The organism is Marinarcus sediminis (SeqCode), assembly GCF_048571275.1.
Taxonomy (GTDB): Bacteria; Campylobacterota; Campylobacteria; order Campylobacterales; family Arcobacteraceae; genus Marinarcus; species Marinarcus sediminis.
The window spans coordinates 763,086-787,761 of the sequence record NZ_CP182357.1 but is presented as its reverse complement, the minus strand read 5'-3'; the positions used below and the strand labels follow the sequence as shown (position 1 = coordinate 787,761).

At 34.8% G+C, this 24,676-nt stretch carries 29 protein-coding genes; 18 read left to right on the top strand and 11 right to left on the bottom strand.

Features of this window, described 5'->3' with window-relative positions; translation table 11 throughout:
* Nucleotides 1-8 precede the first annotated feature (8 nt).
* The 7 genes from ACNI3C_RS04020 to nifN form a co-directional block, all read right to left on the bottom strand.
* Nucleotides 9-434 carry a NifX-associated nitrogen fixation protein gene (locus tag ACNI3C_RS04020; RefSeq protein WP_419771479.1) on the bottom strand — a complete coding sequence of 142 codons (426 nt, stop codon included), beginning with the start codon at nucleotides 432-434 and terminating at the stop codon, nucleotides 9-11.
* A 5-nt stretch (nucleotides 435-439) separates the two neighbouring features.
* Nucleotides 440-835, bottom strand: coding sequence for a nitrogen fixation protein NifX (gene nifX / locus ACNI3C_RS04015; protein ID WP_419770965.1), 396 nt, complete (start codon nucleotides 833-835; stop codon nucleotides 440-442).
* Nucleotides 836-908: 73 nt separating this feature from the next.
* Nucleotides 909-2,171 (bottom strand): SagB family peptide dehydrogenase, encoded by a 1,263-nt coding sequence (locus ACNI3C_RS04010; RefSeq protein ID WP_419770964.1) that lies wholly within the window; start codon nucleotides 2,169-2,171, stop codon nucleotides 909-911.
* The gene (locus ACNI3C_RS04005) at nucleotides 2,155-2,607 is read right to left on the bottom strand and encodes an ankyrin repeat domain-containing protein (protein ID WP_419770963.1); all 453 of its coding nucleotides are present in this window, start codon (nucleotides 2,605-2,607) and stop codon (nucleotides 2,155-2,157) included. Before ACNI3C_RS04005 ends, ACNI3C_RS04010 begins: the two co-directional genes overlap by 17 nt.
* Nucleotides 2,607-3,125: a hypothetical protein gene (locus ACNI3C_RS04000; protein WP_419770962.1), complete on the bottom strand. Its 519-nt coding sequence runs from the start codon at nucleotides 3,123-3,125 to the stop codon at nucleotides 2,607-2,609. The genes ACNI3C_RS04005 and ACNI3C_RS04000 overlap by 1 nt, the downstream gene beginning before the upstream one ends.
* A gap of 1 nt (nucleotide 3,126) precedes the next feature.
* The gene (locus ACNI3C_RS03995; protein WP_419770961.1) at nucleotides 3,127-3,504 is read right to left on the bottom strand and encodes a hypothetical protein; all 378 of its coding nucleotides are present in this window, start codon (nucleotides 3,502-3,504) and stop codon (nucleotides 3,127-3,129) included.
* The gene (gene nifN, locus ACNI3C_RS03990; RefSeq protein WP_419770960.1) at nucleotides 3,494-4,789 is read right to left on the bottom strand and encodes a nitrogenase iron-molybdenum cofactor biosynthesis protein NifN; all 1,296 of its coding nucleotides are present in this window, start codon (nucleotides 4,787-4,789) and stop codon (nucleotides 3,494-3,496) included. The genes ACNI3C_RS03995 and nifN overlap by 11 nt, the downstream gene beginning before the upstream one ends.
* Before the next feature lie 127 nt (nucleotides 4,790-4,916).
* Here nifN and ACNI3C_RS03985 point away from each other — a divergent pair, with 127 nt between their 5' ends.
* Nucleotides 4,917-5,339, top strand: a complete 423-nt coding sequence (locus ACNI3C_RS03985; RefSeq protein WP_419770959.1) for a hypothetical protein — start codon at nucleotides 4,917-4,919, stop codon at nucleotides 5,337-5,339.
* Nucleotides 5,340-5,345: 6 nt separating this feature from the next.
* On the opposite strand, the gene ACNI3C_RS03980 is transcribed toward ACNI3C_RS03985, so the two are convergent.
* Both ACNI3C_RS03980 and ACNI3C_RS03975 read right to left on the bottom strand, forming a co-directional pair.
* On the bottom strand, nucleotides 5,346-6,368 hold the full coding sequence (locus ACNI3C_RS03980) for an AI-2E family transporter (protein ID WP_419770958.1): 1,023 nt from the start codon (nucleotides 6,366-6,368) through the stop codon (nucleotides 5,346-5,348).
* Nucleotides 6,369-6,436: 68 nt separating this feature from the next.
* The gene (locus tag ACNI3C_RS03975; RefSeq protein ID WP_419770957.1) at nucleotides 6,437-7,777 is read right to left on the bottom strand and encodes a nitrogenase component 1; all 1,341 of its coding nucleotides are present in this window, start codon (nucleotides 7,775-7,777) and stop codon (nucleotides 6,437-6,439) included.
* A gap of 111 nt (nucleotides 7,778-7,888) precedes the next feature.
* Between ACNI3C_RS03975 and ACNI3C_RS03970 the strand changes: the two genes are divergently transcribed.
* From ACNI3C_RS03970 to ACNI3C_RS03950, 5 genes are read left to right on the top strand one after another with little or no spacing between them, the layout of a single operon-like run.
* Nucleotides 7,889-8,263 (top strand): NifB/NifX family molybdenum-iron cluster-binding protein, encoded by a 375-nt coding sequence (locus ACNI3C_RS03970; protein WP_419770956.1) that lies wholly within the window; start codon nucleotides 7,889-7,891, stop codon nucleotides 8,261-8,263.
* Nucleotides 8,264-8,272: 9 nt separating this feature from the next.
* A complete protein-coding gene (locus ACNI3C_RS03965; protein WP_419770955.1) occupies nucleotides 8,273-8,653 on the top strand; it encodes a 4Fe-4S dicluster domain-containing protein in 381 nt (126 codons plus the stop codon).
* 8 nt (nucleotides 8,654-8,661) lie between these two features.
* A complete protein-coding gene (locus ACNI3C_RS03960) occupies nucleotides 8,662-9,633 on the top strand; it encodes a NifU family protein (RefSeq protein ID WP_419770954.1) in 972 nt (323 codons plus the stop codon).
* Nucleotides 9,630-9,998: a NifB/NifX family molybdenum-iron cluster-binding protein gene (locus tag ACNI3C_RS03955; RefSeq protein WP_419770953.1), complete on the top strand. Its 369-nt coding sequence runs from the start codon at nucleotides 9,630-9,632 to the stop codon at nucleotides 9,996-9,998. Before ACNI3C_RS03960 ends, ACNI3C_RS03955 begins: the two co-directional genes overlap by 4 nt.
* Nucleotides 9,985-11,223: an FprA family A-type flavoprotein gene (locus ACNI3C_RS03950; RefSeq protein WP_419770952.1), complete on the top strand. Its 1,239-nt coding sequence runs from the start codon at nucleotides 9,985-9,987 to the stop codon at nucleotides 11,221-11,223. Before ACNI3C_RS03955 ends, ACNI3C_RS03950 begins: the two co-directional genes overlap by 14 nt.
* A gap of 78 nt (nucleotides 11,224-11,301) precedes the next feature.
* Here ACNI3C_RS03950 and ACNI3C_RS03945 read toward each other — a convergent pair whose 3' ends face one another.
* Nucleotides 11,302-11,487 (bottom strand): hypothetical protein, encoded by a 186-nt coding sequence (locus tag ACNI3C_RS03945; RefSeq protein ID WP_419770951.1) that lies wholly within the window; start codon nucleotides 11,485-11,487, stop codon nucleotides 11,302-11,304.
* A gap of 106 nt (nucleotides 11,488-11,593) precedes the next feature.
* Here ACNI3C_RS03945 and nifB point away from each other — a divergent pair, with 106 nt between their 5' ends.
* The 10 genes from nifB (at nucleotide 11,594) to ACNI3C_RS03895 (ending at nucleotide 19,910) form a co-directional block, all read left to right on the top strand.
* Nucleotides 11,594-13,030 (top strand): nitrogenase cofactor biosynthesis protein NifB, encoded by a 1,437-nt coding sequence (gene nifB, locus ACNI3C_RS03940; protein WP_419770950.1) that lies wholly within the window; start codon nucleotides 11,594-11,596, stop codon nucleotides 13,028-13,030.
* Between the two features lie 144 nt (nucleotides 13,031-13,174).
* Nucleotides 13,175-14,290 carry a homocitrate synthase gene (gene nifV / locus ACNI3C_RS03935; RefSeq protein WP_419770949.1) on the top strand — a complete coding sequence of 372 codons (1,116 nt, stop codon included), beginning with the start codon at nucleotides 13,175-13,177 and terminating at the stop codon, nucleotides 14,288-14,290.
* A complete protein-coding gene (locus ACNI3C_RS03930; RefSeq protein WP_419770948.1) occupies nucleotides 14,272-15,078 on the top strand; it encodes a hypothetical protein in 807 nt (268 codons plus the stop codon). The genes nifV and ACNI3C_RS03930 overlap by 19 nt, the downstream gene beginning before the upstream one ends.
* Nucleotides 15,079-15,088: 10 nt before the next feature.
* Nucleotides 15,089-15,292, top strand: coding sequence for a hypothetical protein (locus ACNI3C_RS03925; RefSeq protein WP_419770947.1), 204 nt, complete (start codon nucleotides 15,089-15,091; stop codon nucleotides 15,290-15,292).
* 9 nt (nucleotides 15,293-15,301) lie between these two features.
* Nucleotides 15,302-15,544 carry a hypothetical protein gene (locus ACNI3C_RS03920; protein ID WP_419770946.1) on the top strand — a complete coding sequence of 81 codons (243 nt, stop codon included), beginning with the start codon at nucleotides 15,302-15,304 and terminating at the stop codon, nucleotides 15,542-15,544.
* Nucleotide 15,545: 1 nt separating this feature from the next.
* Nucleotides 15,546-16,541, top strand: coding sequence for a leucine-rich repeat domain-containing protein (locus ACNI3C_RS03915; protein ID WP_419770945.1), 996 nt, complete (start codon nucleotides 15,546-15,548; stop codon nucleotides 16,539-16,541).
* A 10-nt stretch (nucleotides 16,542-16,551) separates the two neighbouring features.
* A complete protein-coding gene (locus ACNI3C_RS03910) occupies nucleotides 16,552-16,872 on the top strand; it encodes a nitrogen fixation protein NifQ (RefSeq protein ID WP_419770944.1) in 321 nt (106 codons plus the stop codon).
* Between the two features lie 375 nt (nucleotides 16,873-17,247).
* On the top strand, nucleotides 17,248-18,870 hold the full coding sequence (locus ACNI3C_RS03905) for a phosphoethanolamine transferase (RefSeq protein WP_419770943.1): 1,623 nt from the start codon (nucleotides 17,248-17,250) through the stop codon (nucleotides 18,868-18,870).
* Entirely contained in the window at nucleotides 18,851-19,567 is a 717-nt protein-coding gene (locus ACNI3C_RS03900) for a phosphatase PAP2 family protein (protein WP_419770942.1), read from the top strand. The genes ACNI3C_RS03905 and ACNI3C_RS03900 overlap by 20 nt, the downstream gene beginning before the upstream one ends.
* Nucleotides 19,545-19,910 carry a diacylglycerol kinase gene (locus ACNI3C_RS03895; RefSeq protein ID WP_419770941.1) on the top strand — a complete coding sequence of 122 codons (366 nt, stop codon included), beginning with the start codon at nucleotides 19,545-19,547 and terminating at the stop codon, nucleotides 19,908-19,910. Before ACNI3C_RS03900 ends, ACNI3C_RS03895 begins: the two co-directional genes overlap by 23 nt.
* On the opposite strand, the gene ACNI3C_RS03890 is transcribed toward ACNI3C_RS03895, so the two are convergent.
* Nucleotides 19,900-20,787 carry an RluA family pseudouridine synthase gene (locus ACNI3C_RS03890; RefSeq protein ID WP_419771478.1) on the bottom strand — a complete coding sequence of 296 codons (888 nt, stop codon included), beginning with the start codon at nucleotides 20,785-20,787 and terminating at the stop codon, nucleotides 19,900-19,902. The genes ACNI3C_RS03895 and ACNI3C_RS03890 overlap by 11 nt on opposite strands.
* A 131-nt stretch (nucleotides 20,788-20,918) precedes the next feature.
* Between ACNI3C_RS03890 and purB the strand changes: the two genes are divergently transcribed.
* Nucleotides 20,919-22,250: an adenylosuccinate lyase gene (gene purB / locus ACNI3C_RS03885; protein WP_419770940.1), complete on the top strand. Its 1,332-nt coding sequence runs from the start codon at nucleotides 20,919-20,921 to the stop codon at nucleotides 22,248-22,250.
* Between the two features lie 26 nt (nucleotides 22,251-22,276).
* A complete protein-coding gene (locus ACNI3C_RS03880; RefSeq protein WP_419770939.1) occupies nucleotides 22,277-24,661 on the top strand; it encodes a ribonucleoside-diphosphate reductase subunit alpha in 2,385 nt (794 codons plus the stop codon).
* Nucleotides 24,662-24,676 lie beyond the last annotated feature (15 nt).

Genomic DNA, 24,676 nt, shown 5'->3' with positions numbered 1-24,676 from the left:
TGTTAAATTTATACGTTTTTATATTTGTCGTAAGTCTCTTTTGCTTTAATAAGATATTTTTCACCCTCATTCTCTAAATCTTCATACGTTCTGAATGAAAATCTATGAGCATCTTTGAAAAATTTCTCACATAAAACAATTTTTCCAGTAAAGACAACCACTCTTCCAAAACCTTCGTGACTCATCTCCATAACCACAGAGCACATTACGCCTGTAAGTTTTTCAAAAGCCAAGGCTACTGCTTGAAAAATAAGTCGAATTTCTTGAATTTGCATCTCATCAATATCCGCAATAATGGGAATATTTTTTAATGCTTCTTTACTTTTGATATATTTTTCTTGCAATAAATCTTCATTTGATTTATTTGCCCAAGTACCAAATTGGTCAAGTGCTCGTATTTGACCAACTAAAGTATCAATAAACAGTTTTTTCATTTCCACTATGCAGCCTTTTTTTCTATAATTTTTTTAATAAATGGAGGAGGATTGCCTTTAAGCATTTCTGTTAATTTTTTCAACTCTTCTTCAATTGAAACAATCTCTTTATATTTGATAGGAAAAATTCCATTGTTAATAATTTTAGCAGCAGCAATAGCACCAATATTGGTAAAGTAAACAATATCAATATCTTGAAGCAAGGCCACTGTTTTATCCGTATCTTTCTCTTCAACTTTAATAATTTCACAGGTTGTAACGCTGTCTTTACTGACATCGTAAACAGCGAATTGTGTTGCACTTCCAAAATGAGAGTCAATGTTCTCTAAATCTGTTGTTGCGAAAGCAATTTTTAATGCACCTTTTTTCGGCTCGTTTGTTGTGATTTTAATGCTACTCATTTGTATATCCTTATCAAGAATTTATAATTAACTTATATGCAAGTAGTGTTCCACAAGAAATAAGCAAATAATTTTAAACCTCTTTTCCTATTGATAACAGATATAAGATGTTGTTTTTGGTCTCAAGAAACTTTTGACACTCTTCGTCAAAATAGGCACCAATGGCACTGCATCCAATATTGAGTTTTGCAGATCTTAAATATATAATGTGAGCGATAAAACCACAAAGCAGGCTACTTTGTGTGTAATTTGAATTTTCATTTGCTGTAAAAATCAGCGTTAAAGCAGCTTTTCCTGCCAGCATTTGATTTAAAGCCAAATGCGTTGCTTTTTCTTCAAAATTGCCGCGTTTAATTAGGGTTACGTTTTTGTAAAGTCCTTGTTCTAAGCCCATAATATGGTTGTTTATCATATACAATTCAATACCAAAAGCAGCGGCAAACTCAATAATATTTTTAAGTATAAACGTAACTTCATCGTAAAGGATGGACGCTTTTTTAAACGCTCTGACAGATCGTCTTGAATCAATGGCTTGGGCTAACTGATTTTTGGTGAAATCGTTTAATAAAGAAACTTTTTCAAAAGTTTGATTCGATTTTTCTAAACTTTTTTGATAAAACGCTTCTACAAACGGTTCTCGTATTTGATAATCACAAGCTGCTACGTGAACAAGCGGTGTTCTTAACGCTTTGGTTTCAATACTTTTATGCAGTTCACTCTTTATTCCCGAAAGAAAAAATTCAAATCCTTCAAAGCCAAACAGCTCATTGAGTTTTTTTAAATCAAAATCAACATTAAAATCGGCTTCTTTTCCTTCTAAACATAAAGCCGCATAGATGCTTCCTAATTGATGTCCACAATCTAAAAGCAAATATCGAATGGAGCGTTTTTCATATTTCCACGTTGTTCTAAAATAGGCACAACTGATCATAAAAATAAACTTCTCTTGTTTATTTGGGTTTGATGAGTAAGCTTCGATGCCATCTTGGGTGAGTTCGTGAATTAAAACAAGGGCATTTGCCAAAGGCTCATAGTGGTAAATTCCCGAAATAAACCCTTTCATGCCACGTATTTGTATGTAAACTTCACACGGATACAACCCTCCTGCGCTGGGATTGGTGCGTAAACTAATGCTGTCGTTTCCGTAAGTTTTGGTGTAGGTGATTTTCCCTATATTTTTTATAAATGTTAAGGTGGGGTAATCATCAAGAAAAAATCTTCGGAAAAAATGGGGATAGTGTTTGGTGGTTTTTGGTTGTGTGGTGTAGTCTATAAAAGTGGGTTCACTGTAATATTTTTTGAGTGTGATGTTGGTTTGTTCATGAAAGGTTTGCATTTTTTAACATGGCTATTATTTTAGGGGTGACTGCTAAATCAATGGCTTTAAATCCATCAAGATCGAGCAATTGTGTATTGGCACCTTTTTGTATGAGCAGTTCAACAAAATACTCTTTTCCTGTACAGGCACAATACATTAACGGTGTTGTTCCATTGATGTTTTGTGTATTCAAATCAATTCCCGCTTCAATTAATGCTTCAACACACTCTTTACAGTCAGAAACACAGGCATTCCAAAGGGCATTGTTTCCTGCTTCATTGAGAATATTTAAATTGGCTTCTAACTGCAGAAGTTCTTTGATAATCTCAATATTTCCTTCTCGTGCAGCTTGCATGATTGCCGTATTTCCATATTTTCCAATACCATCAATATCACAAATGTTAAACTCGTTTCGTTTAAACCAAACTTGTATTTTTATGCCAAATATTTTCATCATCCCATCCAGTTTTCGTGTGTATGGCCTTTTTGTTTTGTATGAATTGCTTCATGCAGTGCGGCTTTAAACTCTTCTAAATCATACAGTGACTCACATTTGTCTAAGAGTTGTTTGTAAACAATCTCTCCCTCTTTATTGATAATAAAAATTGATTTTGCAATGAAAGAATCTTTCATGTTCAATCCAAATTTTGAGGCAAATTCAAGGAACTCATTGCTCACAAAACCTTTGTCTAAATCAAACTGTTTGACGGTTTCATTCAGTTGTGAAGTGGGGCTTGAAGTAATGAGATAACTCACTGTTTTTTCTTTGTACTCTTCCATAATATCTTGTAACATTGGACTAAAATCTTCGACACGAGTTAATGTAATCATAACTTGTATTTGTGGGGCCAACATTCCTATAACTTTTGTCTCTTCATTTAACATTTTAATTCGGACAGCAGGTGCTTCTCCCCCTACATGGCGCTCTTTTTTTGTCAATGTATAAATCTGATTCTCCAGTGTGACTTCCATGTTATAAAATATCCTTATGTGTAATTTGACAATTGGTATCAATAATCATTAACCCTTTTTCCAATAAGCCATTTTGATCTTTAATTGCAAAAACTTTAGAAAAATCTTGGTACTCTCTTGAGATAAGATTCTCTTTGATTTTATAGTTTGCAATCACCTCATCACACTGCTTTTGAGTACTTGAAGTGATAATAAACGATTCGGCTCTCTCTTTAAAAAAATCAATGGCATTTTTTAACTCTTCATTAAATTCAGTAATGTGAGGTAAAATCATCACTACTTGAACTCGTTGTTTCGGAATACCCAATAATCGGGTATTCCCACTTAACATTTTTAAAGCAATAGTTGGAACGATTGGACGTGCTAAATCAATGCTCATTGTGTGCTCCATGTTTATGTTCGTTGATTAAATTGGCCAATTCAAAAAGTAAATAGGCACTTCCTTCATATAAAACATCATTTTTCAGTTGATTCCCTACCCCTTCATAGTCAGGGAAACCTCGTAACATTAATGCTTTTTTATATCTCTTACACAATCTTTCACCGTGGAAATTGGTAATAAGCACGTCGCTGTCTTGCATTAACGTCTCTACATCTTCAAAATCGCCAAAAAGGATATTCTCACACTCAAGATGGTCAAGTAAATTGGTTTTATATGTTGTTACAATGGCTTTAATAGTTGCCCCAGCTTCAATAATGGTTCGAGCTACACTGAGCGCTTGATCGGGTTCTAATGCAATGACTACTTTAGAACTTCCAATGGCAAAGTGAGAATCCAACATGGCATCTTGAAGTCGTTTTCTCCATCGTACAATACTTGGATGAGGCATTGAGATATTTTTAATGGCACATAACTCTTTAAAGAGTTCATCACTGGCTTCAAGTCCGCCTAAAGAGTCAAAGTGTAAAAGTTTCATTTTTTCATTTTTCTCTTGAAGTTTCAGTCCCGCTTTTTGAACACTTCGTCCAATTGAGATAACCAATGAAGCGGTGCCCAAGTTTTTAATCTCTTCAACACTGATTCCTCCCGAACTCAATGCCCCTTGTTTCAGACCCAAATGACCATCAAGTGATTCACTCAAATCAGGAAGCGCTAAAACTTCATAACCAAAAAGCGAAATGGTATCTTTGAGTTTTTCAACTTCTATGGGTTTGAGATTGACGTTAGGAATGATAACGGCTTTGTTGCTGTCTACAGATGTTGCCGTTTGAACCAGTTGGGCAATTATGGCTTCAATGGATTTGGCAAATCCGCTCTCTATTGAGCCTTCAAAATCGGGAGTATTGACATATGCAATCTCTTGCATGTCTTTAAGCAACAAGGTTGCCCCTTTAATATCATCCCCTTTTGTTTCAGTTAAACCTGTCGTAAAAAGTCCTACCAAATCAGGTTTGACTTTTTTTGTAATGTTTTTAATGCTCTCGGAAATAGAGTAATCTCCTCCGTCAATGACCGCAGTAATATCATTAACTGCAGTCGTTTGTACCGCAATAGGATCATTAAAATGTCGAGTAAAGAACACTTTTGAAAAGCTGGCACATCCTTGTGCTCCGTGCATTAAAGGCATACAGTTTTTAACGCCTAAAAAGCAAAGCATCGCACCCATAGGCTGCGACAGTTTGATAGGGTTTAATTGCAGAGGTTTTGCATGCATACTTTCCATGACTTTTCCTATATGTTTTTTCATATATATGCAAATAGTGTTCCCAAAGAGATAACCGTAACTGTTTATGCTAATTTAAGGTAAATGATTTTATAATTTATTCAGTTATTTAATTAAGGAGTGCCTTATGTCTTCAATCAGTGATACTGTAAATGAGTTTAATATTGGTTTCTTTACCATAACAAATAACAGAGAAAATCCCATTGATTTTAAGATTCCCAAAAACTCTGAATTTGCTGATTTTAACAAAAGCCTTCAAGTAGTAAGTTCTGAATCGTATGAACCACCTCTTGAAACCAGATATTTAGAAGGATTTGATGCCACTGATCCTAAACATCCTGTTCCCATTCAAATTCCAATTACAGGGCATTTTAAAAAATCTTTTTTAGATAAAGATGGAAATTGGGATGAAGTAGCAGAGTATGCTTTCTACAGAGACAGAGAATTGAAGTATAAAGAAGAGGTCATATCTGATTGGATGGTAGCAAGAGGATTTGATTTACAAAACAACGCCGATTTAATGAAAGCATTATTGGGAAAAGTCGGATAATCCGTTTTATCCTGTTTTAACATTTGACATCAGTAACGAGATCCATTTTGTACTGTTGTTTGAATCAAAGGCAATTTTTAAGGTCATTGTAATTGGTACGGCTAAAAACATTCCCACTATTCCCAAAATCCAACCCCATAAAATCAATGAGAAGAATATAACCAAAGGAGATAATCCTAGCTCTTTCCCCATAAATTTTGGTTCAATGATATTGCTGATAGAAATATTTATGGTAAGGTAGAGTACGATTAATATTAAAGTGGTATTTAAATCGCTTGTTACAAAAGCCAGAAGTATGGCTGGAATGGCTGCAATAATAGAACCAACCACGGGAATAAAGTTAAAAAGCATGGCCACAACTCCCCAAAGAACAGGGTAGTCTATATTAAAAAATATCAAAACAATTGCGACCAAAAAACCGGTTAAAAAACTCGTTGCTGTTTTGACCAAAAAATATTTTTGGATATTACTTGAAAAAAGTTTGAAGTGTTCAATTTTTTCTGCTTCTTTTCTAAAAATAAGTCTGAGTTTCTTTTCAAAGGATTTTGATTCTGCAAGGATGAATCCAATCCCAATGATAATGAGTAAAAACTTTGATAAAAAAGTACCAATACTTCCAATTAAATTTGTAGTAATTCCAAAAAATGAGTTTAAATTGAGTGCATCCAGAATCATGGTTTTATCAATAGAATAACCATACGATTCTGCAAAAGCAATGGTATCAATGACGGCTTGTTGTAATTTGGTTTCATATACGGGAAGATTTGATATAAAATCTTTGAGTGAAATATTGACAATATACGCAAGAAGAAGAGAAATCAGTGTAAAAATCCCCAGAACAAGCAAATAAGCCAGCCAAGTAGGAAGATGTTTTTTCTTTAAGAGTTTGAGAATTGATGAGATGATTGATGAGATAAAAATGGACAAAAACAGAATAATGACAACTTCATACGCAATTTTAAGCCCCGCTATAATGATGACCAAACTGGCAAAATAGAAAAAATAGTTTTTGATTTTTCTCTCTTCCATAATGTTCCTTTATATATAAAAGAACATTATAACGGTTTTTTATATAAATTTAAAATAGGGTATTGACACTATGCCCAAGGTTCAGGATTTCCCACTACTTTAAAGACTTTGTTATTGACGGAATTACAAACATCTTTGGCCAAATTAACCAACCCCGCATACGCTCCATAACTCACTTTTTTCTCTTGATTGACATCGACAAAGGCTATTTTTTTCTTAATGGCAGTATATAAACTTCTTCCTCCAGCAAGTAAAATGTCCACATTGTGTTCATCAATCAATTTGGCTTGTTCTGTCCCTGGGTCAGTGATTAAAATTTTGACATATTGTGCCGCTATCTCTTTGTCTTCTAATGTGGCTTTTTTAACACTGGTGGCAATGACATCAATACCAATATCTTGCAGTGCAGAAGCAATTGACCATGATTTGTTTCCCCCTGTATTAAGAATCGCTTTTTTCCCCTCTAAAATTTTTCGGTAAGGAATCAATGCGGTTTCAAGTTTTTCCTCTTCTTCTTTGATAATGGCTTCCGCTCGTTTTGTCAGCGCTTCATCTCCAAACGCATTGACAATACTTCGAATGGCATTTGAAGTATCTCGTTTTCCATAAAATGAGATACTGATGTAGGGAATATTATACTCTTCTTGCATTTTTCTGGTTAATGAAATCAGCGATTTTGCACAAACAATCACATTGAGTTTGGCTCGATGTGCCATTTGAATGTTTTCAAGTCGTCCATCCCCTGCAAGCGTTGAAACCACTTTAATCCCGATCTTTTCTAAAATAGGAACATATTGCCACATATCACCTGTGACGTTATACTCTCCAATTAAGTTGATTCCAAAAGGGTGAATCTCTTCGGGTTCTTTTGTTCCAATGAGTTGGTGTAAAACTGATTCCGCACCCAATCTTGAGCCTAAATTTTTTCCTCCTACGAATCCAGGAGAGTGGATAACAACTACAGGAATAGCGTGTTTTTCTTGCATTCTGGCACACACGTTATCCATATCATCTCCAATCATGGCCGTGACACACGTTTCGTATACAAAAATACCTTTGGGTTTTTTATGTTCTATTATGTACTCTATTGAGGCTTCCAACTTGGTGTGTCCACCAAAAATAATATCATTGGTCATAACATCTGTGCAGTAACCTGTTACGGTGTTATTCTCCCCTTCATGAGAAGTTAACGTTGCTCTGGTTTCCCAAGAAGCTCCAATACATGTAGCTGGAGCGTGGACTAAGTGTACTACATCGGCAAAAGGGAAAAGCGCAATTTGTGAACCCTCAAATGCACAACCACCGCTGGTTGCCCCTGGCTTTGGTTTATCGCATGATGATTTTTTTGTTTTATTATGTGAGCAGGCACTTTCGTTTAATAATTCTCTGATAAGTTTTTTATTGACCATGATAGACTCTTTATATTGGTTTTCTGTATTTTAAGTATGCAAAAGCCGTTCCTTGAAAAAGTATGGAATAGTTCTTGCATAGATTTATTTAACAAAACAAAAGGAGAGAAAATGATTGCAATACCTTTAGATACTAAAGATTCAACATTAATTTCAAAACTTTATGGAAGTGCGCCTTTTTTTGCACTGATGGATGCTCAAACGGGAACATTCAGAGTCGTAGAAAATGAAGGAGCAGGCGATGGTGAAGATACTGCTAACTTTGTATCTTCTACAGGAACCACATGTACCATTTTTTACCATATGGGTGAGGGATTATATAAGTGTTTAAACGAAAATGATGTTGACGTTTACTCTTCTTTGCAAGTTGAATTGACTTTAGAAGATATTTACGTGGGTTTTTTAAAGAATGATTTTAAAAAATTAGATGATAACAATGTTTCTACTTTAATTAACAGTGGAAACTGTACATGTGCTAAAAAATAAGGAGTCACCATGTCAATTTTAATAACTCAAGAGTGCATTAATTGTGATGCCTGTGTAGATGAATGTCCTGCAACGGCAATTGTAAGTGCCGATGATTCGCCTTTGGAAGATCCAGAACATACATATGTAAAACCTGAAAAATGTATTGAGTGTGTGGATTGTTCCGTGCCTAAATGTTTTGATGTTTGTCCAACACCTGGTGCGATTGTATGGGATATGCCATATACTTTAGAGTATAACAATTACTATTTGGATGGTCATGCCAATGGAACATATAAAATAAGAGAGCACAAAATAAAAGGCATTTTTTCGCCTGAAAACCAACCTCGACCTTTCAGAGAGGCCATCCCTTATGAAGAGAGAGTTGCTCACAAAGCCTTAGATTTTTAGGAAAAAAAATGAACAAAGATTTAGAGTATTACCTCTCATTGAAATATCCCTTTGAGTGTTATTGTGGTGAAAATGAAGTGGGTGATGCTTATTTGGTAGAGTTTTATGATTTTGATATTAAAGCTTCAAGTGAAGATTACGATGAAGCCGTAGAAATTGCGCATGAGTATTTGGCGGAACATATCAAACGACAATTAGAGTTAAACCAAGCGATACCAAATCCGGGTGAAGGAGTACGATTTATGAGACACAGAGAAGCACTGAGTGCCTACAAACAAAAAGATTTTGCAACAGCAAAAGCAATATGGGAAGAGGAATCGAAGCTGAAAAATGACCAAGCCATGGCCAATTTAGGTTTGATGTATTTAAAAGGTGAAGGCGTAGAAAAAAATTTTACTAAAGCGCGTGAATATTTTGAAGAATCAAGCAAATATGACAACGACTCTGCCAATTTTAACTTAGCATTGATGTATCAATCAAAAATCGGTGTGGAAGAGGATATGCCAAAAGCCAAAGCGTATTTCCGACGTGCCATTGCAAAAAATCATACGCAAGCAGCTTTTCGACTGGCATTAGTACTGCTTCAAGACAGAAGTTTGGTTGAAGAGGTCAAAGAGGGATTTGCGTGTATGTTAAAAGCGGCTCAAAATGGACATGCCATGGCCAATATTCAACTGGCTGGTTTGGATAAACCTTTGGTTGAAGAGTGTGAATTGAATCGATCATTTCGAGCAAAAAGTTTGGAAGAGCAACTCAATCTTATCAACGATGCTTTGGAGAGATTTATTCGCCCAATTTTAATCAAAGATGGGGGAAATATTCTTTTAATTGATTATTTAAATGAACCCGAAATAGAAGTAAGGTTGGCGTATCAAGGTGCATGTGCGGGTTGTTCAATGGCAAGTACAGGTACGTATGAAATGATACGAAATACCCTAGAACAACTCATTGATGCGCGAGTTCGGTTATATATATTATGAAAATTGCATTTGCAACAACGGACAATATTCATGTGAATCAACATTTTGGTTGGTGCAAAGAGTTTTATATCTATGAAATCATTGAAAATGATTACAATTTTGTCAAGAGCGTCGACTCTTCAATTGAGATTGAAGATGAGGTTGATAAACTCACTTATAAAATTGAGTGCTTAGAAGACAGCGACATTTTGTATGTCCAACAAATTGGACCAAAAGCTTCACGAATGGTGCAAGCTTCTGGAGTGTTCCCTATGCAAGCTTCAAGTGAAAACGAGAAGATAGAAGATATTTTGAAAAAAATTATCAAAATGAAAGCAAATCCTCCTTTATGGATGAAAAGGTTATTAGTCAATGATGAGCAATGACATTGTAGAAATATCAAAAGATATCTATTTTATTGGCGTGTTTGACCCAGAAATCAGAACGTTTGATATTATCATGAAAACTTCTAATGGAACATCATACAACTCATATTTAATTAAAACCAGTGAGGGCATTATTATTGTTGACGGTGTAAAGTTAGAGTTTCAAGAACAATTTTTTAAAAAAATTGAACAACACTGTACTTATGATGAAATAAAATATGTCATTTCTCACCATTTAGAACCCGATCATGCGGGCTCAATTCCTGAACTTATCAGACGTGCACCCCAAGCAAAAGTGCTGATTTCACCACAAGCTACAAGTATGCTAAAAGCCATTACTAAAACAGAAACGATTGATTTTGAAACGGTTTGGACGAATAAAAGCATTACGCTTGGCAATAAAACCATCCAATTTTTAACTACGCCCTATTTGCATTGGCCTGAAACCATGAGTTCGTATGTGGTGGAAAACAAATTGCTCTTTTCGGGCGATGTTTTTGGAAGCCACTATTGCGATAAACGATTGTTCAATGATTTAGTAGGGGATTTTGCCTACTCTTTTCAATACTACTATGACCATATCATGCGACCGTTTAAATCGTATGTGTTAAGTGCCATTAAATTGTATGAAAAATTTGAAATTGATATGATTGCCACTTTGCACGGCCCCATCTTAAAAGAGAACCCTAAAAAGTATATTGATTTGTATAAAAAATGGAGTGAAGTCGATTGTGAGAAATTGGCGTCGGGCAATAAAATTGTCTCTATTTTTTATTTGACCAGTTATAAAAACACACGAAACATGGCTGAAAAAATCTATGAAGGGTGCGAAAGTGTTGAAGGCATTGTTGCCAATGTGTATGATTTGGCTTCATTGGGTGAACAAAATATGCTCAAACTTCTTGATGAAAGTGATGGAATTTTAATTGGAACGCCAACCATCAATGGTGACGCACCTCGTCCTGTGTGGGATTTGCTCTCATGTATGATGTTTTTAGAAAAAAAAGGTAAAATGGCAGGCGCATTTGGCTCTTATGGTTGGAGCGGCGAAGCCATTGATATGATTTTACATCGAATGAAATTTCTGAATTTCAGAGTACCCCCTTTAGATTTATTGAAAATCAAACTCATTCCCAATGAAGAAGAACTGCAAAGATGTTTTAATCATGGTGTGGAGTTTTGTGAAATTCTAAAAGGGAAAATGGTTGAGATGACAATGAATTAATGAGTGATGAGTATACTACACAGTTTATTTCTGACTAAAACTAACTGCCTATTGTTACTATACTCATCGCTGATTGATTTATGAAAGTTCAGATAAATTTGAAACTTTATAGACCAGATCTTTTAACTCATTGAGCTTTTTAATGATGGCATCATTAGAAGGTGTATCCAATTTATATCGACTCTCTATAAAATCATAAATATTATCCACATTCGAATATATCTCTTTAATTAACTCGTCTTTTATTCTATTTTGCACGCTCATGTTAAATCCTTTTCTTTATAAATAATATCTATGCATTTTGTATTCCTAAGTTTTGTGTGGAACACTATGTGCATAAATCAAATTAGAAAATATTAAAGGAGTTACTATGAGTTGTTCATGTACATCAAGTAGTCCACAAGAGAGTTTACAACAAGAAGTTATGGATAAAATTAATAATCACCCTTGTTACAGTGAAGGAGCACACCAACACTATGCAAGGATTCACGTTGCGGTTGCACCAGCGTGTAATATTCAATGTAATTATTGTAACAGAAAATTTGATTGTTCAAATGAGAGTCGACCAGGGGTTACCTCTTCAAAATTACAACCCGTAGATGCGGTTAAAAAAGTATTATACATCGGTGGTGAAATTCAACAACTCTCTGTTGTAGGAATTGCAGGACCAGGTGATGCGTTGGCAAACCCTAAAAAAACATTTGAAACCTTTAAACTCTTGCAAGAAAAAGCACCCGATTTAAAACTGTGCTTATCTACGAACGGTTTACGACTGGCAGATTATATTGATGAAATCGTAAAATATAATGTTGACCACGTTACGGTTACGATTAATACCGTTGATGAAACGGGAGAAATTGGTTCAAAAATTTACCCTTGGGTTCATTGGAATCACAAAAAAGTGTTTGGAAAAGAGGGGGCGAAAATTCTTCTTGAAAAACAACTTGAAGGGATTAAAATGCTGACTGACCGAGGTATTTTAGTTAAAGCCAACTCGGTATTAATCCCTGGGGTCAATGACAAAGATTTACCCAATGTGGCGAAAAAACTGAAAGAATTGAACGTATTTTTACACAACATTATGCCACTGTTAAGTAAACCAGAGTTTGGAACATATTATGGGTTAAATGGTCAAGAGAGTGCAACAGACCAAGAGGTTATGGCTGCCCAAGAAGCGTGTGGAATGGACATGAAACTGATGAGTCACTGCAGACAATGTCGAGCCGATGCGGTTGGATTAATTGGTGAAGACAGAGGTGATGAGTTTACTAATGATGTTTTTGTTGATATGTCTTGGGAAGATTTAGAGAAAAAATATGACATGGCAGCACGAGCACAAAAACACCAAGTCATTGAAAACTGGAGAGCGGCGTTAGAAGAAGCCAACAACAAAATCAAGATTGAACAAGCCTCTAAAGAGCAATTGAGTTCTACGGGTGAAACCAAATTGGTTGCCGTTACAACAGCAGGTGAAGGAACGGTGAATCTGCACTTTGGTAATGCTACCGAGTTCTTAATTTACGAAGCGGGTGATAAAGCCATCAAATTTGTAATGCACCGAAAAGTTGAAAATGCGTATTGTAAAGGACCTGAAGATTGCGATGGTTCTTACCCAATTGAAGAGATTAAAAACACACTCAAAGATTGTGATATTCTACTCACCGAAAAAATTGGAGGTTGTCCAATGGATGAACTTAAATCGATTAATTTGATTTGCGATGATTCATACGCTTTTGCCCCAATTGAAAAATCGGTACACGATGCGGTTAAAAAATACTTTTATAAAAGTGAGCATGAGTTAGGTTAATGCCTAACTCTATTGCATAAAAAATCATGGCTTAATTAAAGGCCACTTTCCTGACTTATCCCTAAATTTTTCTTTGTACTTTTTGATTATGGAATAGAAAATGCATGATTACCTTTATATATATTCCGCTTAGGAGGTAATGATATGTTTCTGATTAACGATACAACGTTGCGTGATGGTGAACAAGCCCCTTATGTTGCTTTTAACACTCAAGAGAAACTTGAAATTGCACAACTTCTATATCAAGCAGGTGCCCATGAACTTGAAGTGGGAATACCTGCCATGGGAAAAAAAGAGCAAGAGGATTTAAAAGAGATATTGGCGCTTAATTTACCCATTCAAATCATGAGTTGGAATCGAGCCACGCTTAAAGATTTGGATGCCTCACTCAAATGTGGATTAAAAGCGGTCGATTTATCCATTCCAGTATCTGATATTTTGATTGATGTCAAATTCAATGGAGATAAAATCCGACTCTTAAAACAACTCGAAGAGACCATAATCCAAGCCAAAAAAGAGAATCTGTTTGTCTGTATTGGTGGGGAAGATTCAAGCCGTGCCAATCTTGATTTTTTAAAAGAGGTGATGAGTCTGGGTGAGAGTTTGGGTGCCAATCGATTTCGATATTGTGATACCGTTGGAATTTTAACCCCACATAAAACCTACGAAAACATCAAAACCTTGGTCTCATGTGATTTGTTGGACATTGAAATGCACACACACAATGACTTTGGAATGGGAACGGCCAATGCCATTGCTGGATATGAAGCGGGAGCTAAAAGTGCCAATACCACCGTAATTGGTTTGGGTGAGCGTGCAGGAAATGCCTCTTTTGAACAAGTCTTAATGACAGCCAATCGATTGTTAGGCAACAATCAAAACATTAACATTAAAGCACTCAAAGCGCTTACACAAAAAGTGTGTTTGGCATCAAATCGACGATTGGATACCAATTTACCCATTATTGGAGAAAATATTTTTACCCATGAATCGGGTATTCATGTCAATGGTATGATGAAATCAAAATCATCGTATGAACCATTTACACCCAAAGAGGTGGGATTAAAACGATATTTTCCTATTGGAAAACACTCGGGAAGTTCAACGTTGATTTACCATTTAAAACTTTTAGGTATTGAGGCTAAAAAAGAGGCAGTTGATGCGCTTTTACCACAAATAAGAGCCATTGTGACCAACAGAAAAAGAGTTCTGGATGCTTCAGAATTAAAAGAGTTATACCTATGTTCATTGGATATTTGAGAAACGATTTTGAAGAGGCTTTAGAACCGTTATCGCAAAGCAATATTTTAGTGGATATTGAGTTGCTTAAAAATACGTACAAAGCCTTTCCTCAATACTGTTTTGCAGCATATAAAGAAAATACTATTGTAGGAGTATTGTCAGCGTATGCTTTTGAGAATAGTGTTTTTGTGAATGTTTTAGAAGTGGATAAAAACAATAAAGAAGTTTTGGTACGTTTGATGAAGCTTTTTTTGCAAAATGTCTCAACATCCAATGTGTTTTTATTGGTTGAAAATGGTTTATGTTCAGATTTAAAAGAGTTTGATTTTAATATTCACAGTGAATTTGTACGATTTATGCACTCAGGAGATCCGGTTGCATTTAATTTTTCAAATACCCATGCCAAACAAGTGAGCATTGAAAATTATGATGAGATTCTTAAAAAATTGTCTTCTTCTGTCTTAAATGAAAATGTCTATGACTATTTCCATAAAGATTGTGTATTTGGCAATTCATTGAAATTGGGAACTCAAAGTGGCATTTTGCACTCCTATGTGGTCAATAAACGGTTTATCAAAATTTCACCTTGGTTTATGAAAAGTGAAACGTTTTTAGAAGCAGAAAAGCTTTTAAGAGGGGTTTTATACTATCGAGGTTTGAAAAAAATTTATGCCTATGCCCCCAAAGAAGTCAAAGAGATAACTCAGTTGTATGAGAGTTATAAATTCAAAGCAGAAGCCTCATTTAAGCTTCTGTATTTGGGTGAAAAACCACAACTGAGACTTGAAAATCTGTATGCAATTTAAAGGAGAAACAATGGAAAAAGAGTTAGAAAAAGAGCTAAAAAAAGAGTTGGCAATGTACAAACGAAAAGTGGTTGAAATTGCGGGTGTGATACATGATATTGTTGAAGATACCATTTGGACAGATTATGTTAAACTCGCAGGTTTAAGTCATGATATTGAAGCTGCTATGCAAAAAGTCATTGACTTTAAAGCGTTACACCCAGAATTAAAATAAAGATATACCATGGAAGAGTTAAAAAATAAACAAATATGTGAGTGTGGTGGAAAAACGATACAAGAAGCAGTGATTATTTTTCAAGAAACAACTCTTCCTTATAAAAAGGCCAAAAAGCTGGTCACCTTATGCAATAAAACATGTTGCAGACGGGCTTTAATGTCTTTATATAACATGGTAGAATTTGGGGCAATTGATTATGAAGAGATCTCTTTTTTAATTGATGCAGCAAATGATAGATCAAAGGATTAACATGCTTGAACAGTTTGAAGATTTTGCACAATGGCTTAAAGACAATGGTTTGGACGGAACTGTTTCAGTACATTTTGACGATTTAAAAATGATGACACATTTGGATTTAAACAAAAAGAAACTCACCTCTTTACCTGAAAGTATTGGGTGTTTAGAAAATTTAAGTGTTCTAAAACTCTCAGGCAATCGCTTAAGTTCCTTGCCTGAAAATATTGGTATGTTGAAGAAGTTACGCAATTTACAGTGTGAAAACAATCTTTTAGAGACGTTGCCTTCAACCATTGGTGAACTTTCAAAGTTGATGATATTAAATATCAGTGAAAACAAACTTTCCCGTTTGCCAGAGAGTTTTTATGAACTTAAAAATCTTACACGATTGACCATGGCAGCGAACAGACTCAATGAACTTTCGCCAAAATTTGAGAATTTCTCAAAGTTGCTTTTTTTATCTTTAGATACCAATGAATTAAAAGCGTTGCCCGATGCCTTTGGCAATATGAAATCGTTGTATTACTTCAATATTTCATTTAATCATTTAACGACGCTTCCTGCGTCAATTTCAAAAATTGAAGAGTTGGAAACCTTGTTGCTCGAAGGCAATGAATTACAAGACTTACCTTCATTAGAGTCGCATGATATGCTCATTAAACTTGATTTGAGTGATAACTCTTTGAGTTCTTTGGATTTTGATATCAGTCAACTGGAAGATTTGAAGATTTTGATTTTAGATAACAATTTTTTAACCACTCTGCCAGATGAGATATGTGAATTAAAAAATCTCACCGATTTGAGTGTGAGTTCAAACTCTTTGATTGCTTTACCTAAAAATATTGGGAATTTAAAAAATCTTCAAGAGTTGGACATTGAAGATAACAACATTAAAGTCTTGCCTAAATCATTTGAAGAGTTAATCAAGTTGAAAAAACTCTATATTTTAAATAACAATGGACTCAAACGACCCGAAAATTTAGAGTTAGAGTTTTGTGATATACCGTAAGGAGAAGAGAATGAGAGATTTGGCATTAATGGAAAAAGAGGTTTTAGAACTTTTACAACGGCATGCAAATGATGCGTATGCAAAAGATGAATTGGCACCGTTAATTGCTAAAACCTCTTTGAAGATGGGACATCTTTATTCGGATTTGGGATTGGCAAGTCGTGAAGTTATGGGGAAAGTGATGATGAAAAATTTCACCTCTTTGGCCAAAATTAAACCGGATGACGTACGATGGAAAAAATATCTTTATGATTGTATTGGGAAAACTGCACCCGCTTGTGCAACATGCAATGATATTACCAACTGTTTCTTTTGCACCTTGGCTTCATAGTAACTTAGAAAAAAATATTTTTTAAAGAAAGAAATATTTTTTTTATCACCAATATATTATTATATATCTTCAATATAGACCCTTCTTAATTTATTTAAGGAGAAAATATGAAAACAATAAAAAACAAATTTTTACAATCAAAAAAAGACTTCATTATTATCATTGCTTTAGAAGCAACAATAATAATCAGTTCAATAATTTATATCATAAGGTAATAACATGTCGCATTGGCTCAGGAATGATTTAAACGATGTCAACCATTTAATACGTCACCAACAAGGAGGGTCTATACTGTTGTGAATTGAAGTGTTATAATATTAATTATTGGTTAACTAATAGTAAGTATTATTTCATATAACTATTTAAGGAAATCATTTGAAAAATATCTCACAATACCGTTTAATACTTTTTTCAGCCCTCTTTTTTACGCTATTTCATAACTTTGCTTTTTTTAAGAATGTGATAAAAGTATATGAATTTTCAGGCGAAAATATCCCTTTTATACTCTCTATGGGAGTGGTTTTATTTGCGTTTATTCTATTTTTAATTACTCTTGTAAGTTCAAAATATACGACCAAACCTCTGTTAATTTTACTCTTAATGGTTTGTGCATTTACAAGTTATTTTATGAATACGTATAATGTCATTATTGATGATGGGATGATACGAAACAGTTTGCAAACCAATCTCAATGAATCAGTTGATCTTTTCAGTTTTAAATTGGTAGCTTATGTTCTTTTTCTTGGAATTATTCCCTCTTTCTTGGTCTATAAAAGCAAAATTGAGTACTACCCTTTCAAAAAAGAGCTCTTCTTAAAACTCAGAACTCTTATAGTTGCTCTTGTAATTGTTGTGGTTACAATTTTGAGTTTCAACAAATATTACACTTCATTTTTCCGAGAGCATAAAATGTTAAGACTTTATACCAACCCTCCTTTTTGGATTTACAGTTTAGGTAAATATGTCAATAAAACATACAATAACAAACCCATTAAATTGACTCTTCTTGGACAAGATGCCAAAATTGCAGATGAAAAAGATGATGACAATAAAGAGAAACTGGAATTGGTCATTATGGTTGTAGGAGAAGCGGCTCGAGCAGACAGATTCTCTTTAAATGGTTATGGAAGAGAGACCAATCCTTTATTGAAAAAAGAGGATATTATCAATTTCAGTAATATCTACTCATGTGGTACATCAACGGCAGAATCTGTCCCTTGTATGTTCTCGATTTTTAATAGAGCCGATTACGATTATAAAAAAGGTGTCACTACTGAAAACATTGTGGATGTTTTAACCAATACCAATGATATACAAGTGTTGTGGCGAGACAACAACTCTGATTCAAAAGGCGTGGCATTAAGAGTCGATTATGAAGATTACAGAACCCATAAAAACAATACCATATGCGATGGTGATGAGTGCCGTGATGAAGGGATGTTGGTTGGTTTAGATGCCTATATCAAAAATCACAAAGGCAAAGATATTTTAATCATTCTTCATCAAATGGGAAATCATGGACCCGCTTACTATAAACGTTATCCTAAAGCATTTGAAAAATTTACACCTGTGTGTAAAACCAATCAACTCGAAGAGTGTACTCAAGAAGAGATTGGAAATGCCTACGATAATGCCATTTTATATACCGATTATTTTTTATCAAAAGTGATTAAGTTTCTAAAACCCTATTCAAAAGAGTATGAAACGGGCATGATTTATATGAGTGATCATGGAGAGAGTTTGGGCGAAAATGGTATTTATTTGCATGGATTACCCTATTTTATGGCACCAGAAGCACAAAAACACATAGGTGCTTTAATGTGGTTTGGAGGAGAAGCAATGTTAGAAGATATTGATGTGAACAAGCTGAAATCATATGAGAATGAGACGTTTTCACAAGACAATCTTTTTCATACTCTTTTAGGTGTGTTTGAAGTAGAAACCACAGTCTATAATCCAAAAATGGACATATTGCATAATGCATCAAAGAAAAAATAGGGGTTTTCTTATAACTCTCATTTTATTAATGGGGGTTATTGTACTATTTGCTTTTACAAACTTAGACATTTATGTTCAAGCGTTTTTTTTTGATGAAAACACACATCAATGGATTTTAGATGGCAACAATAAAGTATTGAAGTTTATTTTTTATACGGGCATTAAAAAAGTATTGATTGCTTTTGCTTTGCTTGTTGCGTTGGCTCTGGTTTTTTTACGAAAAAACACAACAGTAATTGCGTACAAACGAGGTTTAATCGTTGTTTTGTTCGCTTCCATTTGTGTACCTTTGGTTGTAGGAAGTTTAAAAGCAGTAACAAATATGCCTTGTCCTAAAAATACCCAATATTTTTATGGGAAATATCCCAATGTCAACATCTTTGAACACTATCCAAAAAGTTTTCAGAAGCGTTGTCCTCATTGTAAAATCAAATGTTGGCCTGCAGGTCATGCCAGTGGTGGTTTTGCTTTGTTGTCGCTGTTTTTTTTATTTAAAAGTAAACGCAATAAAAAAAGAGCCGTTATAGTAGCTTTGATTATAGGTTTTAGTATGGGTACATATAAAATGTTAATTGGTGACCACTTTTTGAGTCATACACTTATCACTTTATTGCTGGCTTGGTTAATTATTTTAATCATTGACCAACTGATAACGATAATAGAAAGGAAAAAGAGTGCGAAATCAACCCAAATATAATTTTTTTAAAAACACCTCTTATGCGCTTAAAGGTTTAAAAGATTTAGTGGCTACGGAGAGTTCATTTAAAATTGAATTGGTATTAACCGTAATATTAATTCCTGTTATTTTGTTCATTGATACAACGTTGGTCAATAAAATCTTGCTTTTTATCTCTTTATTTGGAATGTTGATTGCAGAAGCAACCAACAGTGCCATAGAAAGAGTGGTAGATTTAGTTACGTTAGAACATCATCAAATGGCTGGCAAAGCCAAAGATGTCGGAAGTGCGGTTGTATTTTTGAGCATTACGGTTTTTGTTGTCGTGTGGAGTGTTATTTTGTATGATCTTTTTATGCGTTAAACTCTTGAAAAATATCACTGTTTTTTGAATAAATTTTGTAAATTATTCCTTTATAATTGAACGCTAAATAGTGTGCATGAAGCCATAATCGATGGCTTTTTGTCACTTCTACCCTTTCTGTTTCGCTTAAGGTTTTGTTTAAATACGCTTCAGCGGTATCATCATCCACACCATAAATAGGATCCCCTAAAATTTTATGTCCTATGGAGTACAAATGGACTCTGATTTGATGTTGTCGTCCTGTGATGGGATTGGCTTGAATAAGTGTAATGTCTCTTTGTGGATTATAAGACAAGGGTTTGATATGGGTTAATGAATTTTTCCCCGTATCACCTGCTTTCATTCTCACGCCAATGACTTTACCTTCTCTGTCAATTTTAGAGTCAATGCGTATCTCATTTTTGATGTGCCCTTCAACAATGGCAAGATAAGATTTTTGGTACTCTTTGGCTTCAAACATCGTACCTAATGCATTGATGCTCTCTTTGTGCAAACCTACGAGTAATAAGCCAGAAGTCTCTGCATCAATACGGTGAATTTGATTGGCTTTTTCTCCCAAGTGGTATCGTATCTCATCCAAAAGTGAGTATGATGTGTGTTTTGAACTGGGATGAACCATCAAATTTGAAGGTTTATCAAACAAGGCAAAATCTTTAAAAACCAATAAGGGTTTTAATCCTCTTGTGTGTCCCTCAAATTCGGCAATATATATGAAATCTTCTTCAACAATTTGAGAACTGGTATAAGGAACATAATTGGAATCAAAAACACGGAACCGACCCAGCATGCGCTGCGCAAATTTGGGGCTTAGTTTTAAATCACGCAACAATAATATTTGAATTTTTCTGCCTTTAATGGCATCATATTTTTTGAACACAAATGGCAATATATTTCCTAGAATTAAATAAAAAATTAGCCAAAATAAAGAAAAAATTTGGCTAAATTAAGATACCATATCATACAAAAATATATTAAAAAACTTGATAAAAATGCATAAGGGATTGATGAATGGTAGATAGATACGCTAGAGAGCAAATGAGTAGCAAATGGACAATGCAAGCAAAATATCAAGCGTGGCTAGATGTGGAAGTCGCGGTGGTAAAAGCTTGGAATAAATTAGGTCTGATCCCTGATGAAGATGCACAAAAAATCGTTAAAAACGCTGGATTCTCAGTGGAAAGAATCGATGAAATTGAAGCAGTTACCAGACATGATTTAATCGCATTTACTACATCTGTTTCTGAAACTTTAGGTGAAGAATCACGATGGTTTCACTATGGTATGACCTCTTCAGATACAGTGGATACAGCCGTTGCATTGCAAATGAAAGCTTCTTTGGAGTTAATCATTGAAGATGTAAAAATGATGATGGAATCTATCAAAACAAGAGCACAAGAACATAAAATGACTCTGATGGTAGGAAGAAGTCATGGTATTCATGGTGAGCCAATTACGTTTGGTTTGGTTTTAGCTGTTTGGTACGATGAGATGGCAAGACATTTAGAAAACCTAGAGCAAACACTTGCTGTAATTGCTGTGGGGCAAGTCAGTGGGGCTATGGGTAACTTTGCTCATGCTCCTTTAGAGCTTGAAGAGTATGCGTGTGAAGAGTTGGGATTGAAACCAGCTCCTGCAAGTAACCAAGTGATTCAAAGAGACCGTTATGCAAGATTGGCGACAGCTTTGGCTCTTTTAGCCTCTTCAGTTGAAAAATTTGCCGTACAAGTGCGACATTGGCAAAGAACAGAAGTGTATGAGTGTGAAGAGTTTTTTGCTAAAGGGCAAAAAGGAAGTTCTGCAATGCCTCATAAGAGAAATCCTATTTTAACAGAAAATATCACAGGGTTATGCCGAATGATTCGTGCGTATGCAATGCCTGCAATGGAAAATGTGGCACTTTGGCATGAAAGAGATATTTCTCACAGTTCAACTGAGCGATTTTGGTTGCCTGATTCTTTCATTACAACCGATTTTATGCTTCACAGAATGAACAATGTCATTGCAAACTTAACTGTTATGCCAGAAAATATGATGAGAAATCTGAATTTAACAGGTGGATTGGTTTTCTCTCAAAGAGTGTTACTTGAACTTCCACTGGCTGGTGTGAGCAGAGAGGATGCATACAGAATTGTGCAACGAAACGCAATGAAAGTGTGGGAAGGTTTACAACAAGGTAAAGCAACGACCAATGAAAAAGGAGAGAGTCTCTATCTTCAATATCTTTTAGATGATGAAGAGTTGAGAAACTCGTTGAGTGAAAATCAAATTAGAGAGTGTTTTAATTTTGATTATTATACAAAAAATGTCGATGCAATTTTTAATAGAGTATTTAATAAATAAAAATCATATAAAGTAGGTAACAAATTATGGCAATAATGATACAAAAAAGAAACGGTAGAAAAGAAGTTTTAGATATTACAAAAATCCAAAAAATGACGATTGCTGCAACAAAAGATTTAGAGAGTGTCTCTCAAAGTGAATTAGAACTTGATGCTCAAATTAAATTTATTGATGGAATGAGTTCAGAAGATATTCAAGATGCGTTAATTAAAACAGCAGTTGAAAAGATTGATATTGATGTTCCCAATTGGACATTTGTTGCAGCAAGACTCTTCTTGTTTAACCTTTACCATAAAGTAGGACGAGCAACGAGTGGAATTAAAGGTGAAGCGTATTGTCATTTAAAAACATACATTCAAAAAGCACAAGAAGCAGGAAGAATGATTCCTGCACTTGAAAGTGGATACGATTTGGATGATTTGAATGATTATTTAGAACCACAAAGAGATTTTCAATTTAACTATTTGGGAATTAAAACACTTTATGACCGATATTTAATCAAAGACAAAAAAGCACAACCTATTGAATTGCCACAACATATGTTCATGGGAATTGCCATGTTCTTAGCGCAAAATGAAAACAACAAACAACAACGAGCCAAAGAGTTTTATGATGTTATTTCAAAATTTGAAGTGATGCTTGCTACGCCAACTTTATCAAATGCACGAACAAACAGACACCAATTGAGCTCGTGTTATATTGGTTCAAGCCCAGATAACATTGAAGGAATTTTTGATGGCTATAAAGAGATGGCACTCTTGTCTAAATATGGTGGTGGTATTGGTTGGGATTGGAATCAAATCCGAAGTTTAGGTGGTGTGATTGATGACCACAAAAGTGCTGCTGGGGGAACGGTTCCTTTTTTAAAAATTACCAATGACATTGCGTTAGCCGTAGATCAATTGGGTACAAGAAAAGGGGCAATTGCTGTCTACTTAGAGCCATGGCATATGGATGTAGTAGATTTCGTTGATTTAAAGAAAAACTCAGGTGAAGAGAGACGAAGAGCACACGACTTATTCCCTGCCCTTTGGATTTCAGACATTTTCATGCAGCGAGTTGTAGAAGATTCATATTGGACGCTTTTTGACCCTTATGAAGTTCGAGATTTATCGGAATTGTATGGGGATGAGTTTGAGAAACGATACATTGAATATGAAAATGACGACTCAATCACAAAAGAGAGAATGAAAGCCAAAGATTTATGGAAAAAGATTTTAACCTCTTATTTTGAAGTAGGAAGTCCATTTTTATGTTTTAAAGACAATGCCAATCGGGCAAATCCAAACAGCCATACTGGACACATAAGAAGTTCAAATCTTTGTACAGAGATTTTCCAAAACACCAATCCAAATCATTATAAAATCAGATTTGAGTATGACGATGGAACGGTTACAACACATGAAGAAGAGGAATTAATCAAAATTGATTCTGGCATTACTAAAAAAGCCAACAAAATCACTGCGCTTGATTCAATCGGTGGAAAACAAATTTTTATTGTTGAAAAAGAGAAAGAAGACGGAGATACCGCTGTTTGTAACTTGGCTTCTATTAATCTAAGTAAAATTCATACAGATGAAGATATCCGAAGAGTTGTTCCAACAGCAATAAGAATGTTGGATAATGTCATTGATTTAAACTTCTATCCATTGAGAAAAGTCAAAGCTACCAATCTTAAAACAAGAGCGATTGGTTTGGGTGTTATGGGTGAGTCTCAAATGGTTGCAGAGAGTCAACTGGTTTGGGGAAGCAATGACCATCTTAAAAAGATTGATGCGGTTATGGAGGCAGTTTCATATAATGCCATCAAATCAAGTTCTGATTTGGCGGTTGAAAAGGGAACTTATCCTACGTATGAAGGTTCTAAATGGAGTCAAGGTATCATGCCTCATGACCATGCACCACAAGCGGTGAATGCGTTGGTCAATAAAGACCTTTTTGATTCAGGATACGATTGGGAGAGTTTAAGAGCAAAAGTTCAAAAAGATGGTATGAGAAATGGGTATCTTATGGCCATTGCACCAACATCATCAATTTCAATTTTAGTGGGTACAACACAAGCCATTGAACCTGTGTACAAAAGAAAGTGGTTTGAAGAGAACTTAAGTGGACTCATTCCTGTTGTTGTACCAAATTTGAGTCCAGATACGTGGACATACTATGTGCCAGCATATGAAGTGGATCAATTGGACATCATTAAAGCCGCCGCAGTGCGACAAAAATGGATTGATCAAGGACAAAGTACGAATATCTTTATGAGTTTGGATAAAGCCAGTGGAAAATATCTGCATGAAATTTATACGTTAGCTTGGAAATTGGGATTAAAATCGACATACTATTTAAGAAGTCAATCACCAGAAGCCGCTTCAAACGTAGAAGACAGAAGTATGGAGTGCAGTGGTTGTCAATAAGCCAAAAATTGTAAA

Coding starts and splice junctions, on each gene's coding strand:
- ACNI3C_RS04020 (WP_419771479.1), bottom strand. CDS start 434: ATGAAAAAACTGTTTATTGATACTTTAGTTGGTCAAATACGAGCACTT.
- nifX (WP_419770965.1), bottom strand. CDS start 835: ATGAGTAGCATTAAAATCACAACAAACGAGCCGAAAAAAGGTGCATTA.
- ACNI3C_RS04010 (WP_419770964.1), bottom strand. CDS start 2,171: ATGCAAACCTTTCATGAACAAACCAACATCACACTCAAAAAATATTAC.
- ACNI3C_RS04005 (WP_419770963.1), bottom strand. CDS start 2,607: ATGAAAATATTTGGCATAAAAATACAAGTTTGGTTTAAACGAAACGAG.
- ACNI3C_RS04000 (WP_419770962.1), bottom strand. CDS start 3,125: ATGGAAGTCACACTGGAGAATCAGATTTATACATTGACAAAAAAAGAG.
- ACNI3C_RS03995 (WP_419770961.1), bottom strand. CDS start 3,504: ATGAGCATTGATTTAGCACGTCCAATCGTTCCAACTATTGCTTTAAAA.
- nifN (WP_419770960.1), bottom strand. CDS start 4,789: ATGGAAAGTATGCATGCAAAACCTCTGCAATTAAACCCTATCAAACTG.
- ACNI3C_RS03985 (WP_419770959.1), top strand. CDS start 4,917: ATGTCTTCAATCAGTGATACTGTAAATGAGTTTAATATTGGTTTCTTT.
- ACNI3C_RS03980 (WP_419770958.1), bottom strand. CDS start 6,368: ATGGAAGAGAGAAAAATCAAAAACTATTTTTTCTATTTTGCCAGTTTG.
- ACNI3C_RS03975 (WP_419770957.1), bottom strand. CDS start 7,777: ATGGTCAATAAAAAACTTATCAGAGAATTATTAAACGAAAGTGCCTGC.
- ACNI3C_RS03970 (WP_419770956.1), top strand. CDS start 7,889: ATGATTGCAATACCTTTAGATACTAAAGATTCAACATTAATTTCAAAA.
- ACNI3C_RS03965 (WP_419770955.1), top strand. CDS start 8,273: ATGTCAATTTTAATAACTCAAGAGTGCATTAATTGTGATGCCTGTGTA.
- ACNI3C_RS03960 (WP_419770954.1), top strand. CDS start 8,662: ATGAACAAAGATTTAGAGTATTACCTCTCATTGAAATATCCCTTTGAG.
- ACNI3C_RS03955 (WP_419770953.1), top strand. CDS start 9,630: ATGAAAATTGCATTTGCAACAACGGACAATATTCATGTGAATCAACAT.
- ACNI3C_RS03950 (WP_419770952.1), top strand. CDS start 9,985: ATGATGAGCAATGACATTGTAGAAATATCAAAAGATATCTATTTTATT.
- ACNI3C_RS03945 (WP_419770951.1), bottom strand. CDS start 11,487: ATGAGCGTGCAAAATAGAATAAAAGACGAGTTAATTAAAGAGATATAT.
- nifB (WP_419770950.1), top strand. CDS start 11,594: ATGAGTTGTTCATGTACATCAAGTAGTCCACAAGAGAGTTTACAACAA.
- nifV (WP_419770949.1), top strand. CDS start 13,175: ATGTTTCTGATTAACGATACAACGTTGCGTGATGGTGAACAAGCCCCT.
- ACNI3C_RS03930 (WP_419770948.1), top strand. CDS start 14,272: ATGTTCATTGGATATTTGAGAAACGATTTTGAAGAGGCTTTAGAACCG.
- ACNI3C_RS03925 (WP_419770947.1), top strand. CDS start 15,089: ATGGAAAAAGAGTTAGAAAAAGAGCTAAAAAAAGAGTTGGCAATGTAC.
- ACNI3C_RS03920 (WP_419770946.1), top strand. CDS start 15,302: ATGGAAGAGTTAAAAAATAAACAAATATGTGAGTGTGGTGGAAAAACG.
- ACNI3C_RS03915 (WP_419770945.1), top strand. CDS start 15,546: ATGCTTGAACAGTTTGAAGATTTTGCACAATGGCTTAAAGACAATGGT.
- ACNI3C_RS03910 (WP_419770944.1), top strand. CDS start 16,552: ATGAGAGATTTGGCATTAATGGAAAAAGAGGTTTTAGAACTTTTACAA.
- ACNI3C_RS03900 (WP_419770942.1), top strand. CDS start 18,851: ATGCATCAAAGAAAAAATAGGGGTTTTCTTATAACTCTCATTTTATTA.
- purB (WP_419770940.1), top strand. CDS start 20,919: ATGGTAGATAGATACGCTAGAGAGCAAATGAGTAGCAAATGGACAATG.
- ACNI3C_RS03880 (WP_419770939.1), top strand. CDS start 22,277: ATGGCAATAATGATACAAAAAAGAAACGGTAGAAAAGAAGTTTTAGAT.